General features: G+C 50.0%; 1 protein-coding gene. It reads left to right on the top strand.

The window, feature by feature from the left end; translation table 11 throughout:
• Positions 1-106: 106 nt before the first annotated feature.
• Complete coding sequence (locus tag A9165_RS16370; RefSeq protein ID WP_083216314.1) at positions 107-1,510, top strand: alpha-amylase family glycosyl hydrolase; 1,404 nt, start codon at positions 107-109, stop codon at positions 1,508-1,510.
• The last annotated feature ends 27 nt before the right edge of the window (positions 1,511-1,537 follow it).

Below are 1,537 nucleotides of genomic sequence, written 5' to 3'. Positions count from 1 at the left end.
TTCATATAGTGCTGTGGATAAATGTGCTGCATTCGTATTCAGCTTGCCTATCTTAAACATTTAAGCCAGCTTAAAAAAGCAACACTAAAATGATAAAGGACAGGGTATGAAACAGCTAAAATTAATTGGAATTGGTTTAGTGGCGTTACTCGTTGCCGCTTGCCAACCAACCATTGAGCAGCAAAGCAAAGGTGCAGCGCTCAGCACAATTGAGCCCTATGTAAAGTTAAGCCATCCGGAGTGGACTAAGGATGCGGTGATCTACCAGCTTAATACGCGTCAATTCAGCGAGGAGGGAACTTTTCAGGCGGCAATGGCACAGTTACCGCGACTAAAAGCATTGGGGGTAGATATTATCTGGCTGATGCCGATCCACCCGATTGGCGAGGTAAACCGTAAAGGCGGCCTGGGCAGCCCCTATTCGGTAAAAGACTATTTCGACGTCAATCCGGAATTTGGTAGCAAAGCAGACTTTAAAGCCTTTGTTGCCGCGGCTCACGAGCTGGGTTTATACGTGATCCTGGACTGGGTTGCCAATCATACAGCCTGGGATAATGTTTGGGTTGCGCAACATCCGGAGTGGTACTTGCGTGACTGGAAAGGGGACTTTCGACCCACGCCCTGGTGGGACTGGAGTGATATTATCGAACTGGATTATGCGCAGCCGGCATTAAGGCAGCAGATGGCCAAGGCGATGCGTTACTGGGTGGAAGAGTTCGGTGTTGATGGCTATCGTGCCGACGTCGCTGGTTTTGTGCCTCTGGATTTCTGGGTGGCGGTGCGCCGTGAACTGGAGCAGGTCAAGCCGGTATTTATGCTGGCAGAATTTGAGGGGCGTGATTTCCACGCCGAGGCCTTTGATGCGACTTACGGTTGGACCTGGGGCGCAGCCATGCATGATATTGCGCTGGGCAAAAAAGATACGCATCAGTTATACGTTTACTACTCATGGAATGAGCGTTTTTATCCACAGCAGGTAATGCGCTTGCTGGGTGTCAGCAACCATGATCAGAACAGTTGGGAGGGAACCGAGTTTGAACGCTTTGGCGACGCCTTGCCTGCGGCGATGGTGTTGTCATTTGTCAGTGAAGGGATTCCGATGATTTATAACGGTCAGGAGGCTGGATATGACAAACGCTTGGAGTTTTTCGAGCGCGACCCTATTGTCTGGCAGCAACATCAAAACGGTGAGTTGTACCGCCAACTGATTGCTCTGAAAAAAGCCTACCGACCGCTTTGGAACTCTGCCTGGGGTGCGCGAATGATCCCGGTGCATAATAGTGCTGAACGCAAGGTACTGAGTTTTGTCCGTCAGGATAGTGAGCAACGGGTATTTGCAGTATTTAATTTGTCGAATGAGCCACAGCAAGTCAGCTTCGATTTGCATCTGCATCATGGTGACTATCAGGACTATTTTAGTCAGCAACAACAGTTGTTTGATGCCGACACGCGCCTGAGTATCCCGGCCTGGGGCTACCGGGTTTTTGTCAACACCGCCGCAACACAATAGCAGTTATCCACAGCACTATATGAACGC

This window comes from Alishewanella sp. HH-ZS (assembly GCF_001704375.1).
GTDB classification, from domain to species: Bacteria; Pseudomonadota; Gammaproteobacteria; order Enterobacterales; family Alteromonadaceae; genus Alishewanella; species Alishewanella aestuarii.
This window is presented reverse-complemented; position numbering and strand designations above follow the sequence as displayed.

What these genes read in the sequence shown, in the direction of transcription:
- A9165_RS16370 (WP_083216314.1), top strand. Translation starts at nt 107, where the DNA reads ATGAAACAGCTAAAATTAATTGGAATTGGTTTAGTGGCGTTACTCGTT.